Annotated in this window: 1 protein-coding gene; it reads right to left on the bottom strand. The window is 71.7% G+C overall.

The annotated features are described in order from the left end of the window. Positions 1 to 9: 9 nt before the first annotated feature. Positions 10 to 168 carry a hypothetical protein gene (locus ACFFNX_RS52265; protein ID WP_378213931.1) on the bottom strand — a complete coding sequence of 53 codons (159 nt, stop codon included), beginning with the start codon at positions 166 to 168 and terminating at the stop codon, positions 10 to 12. Between the last annotated feature and the right edge of the window lie 83 nt (positions 169 to 251).

Raw genomic sequence — 251 nt, forward strand, 5'->3', positions numbered from 1 at the left:
CCCCACTCATCACCCCAACCCTGACCGAAGCATCGACCCCGCCACCGGCCGTACGAGCGTGACCACCACGACGACGCCGACCGCGCGGGCGAACCGGTACCCGAGACGCGCCGGCGGCCCGAACACCCGGCGCGCCACCGCGAACACCGACACCACCACCGCCCTCACGACTCCACCCCACTCATCACCCCAACCCTGACCGAAGCATCGACCCCGCCACCGGCCGTACGAGCGTGACCACCACGACGACG

Source organism: Actinoallomurus acaciae (assembly GCF_042429965.1).
Taxonomy (GTDB): domain Bacteria; phylum Actinomycetota; class Actinomycetes; order Streptosporangiales; family Streptosporangiaceae; genus Actinoallomurus; species Actinoallomurus acaciae.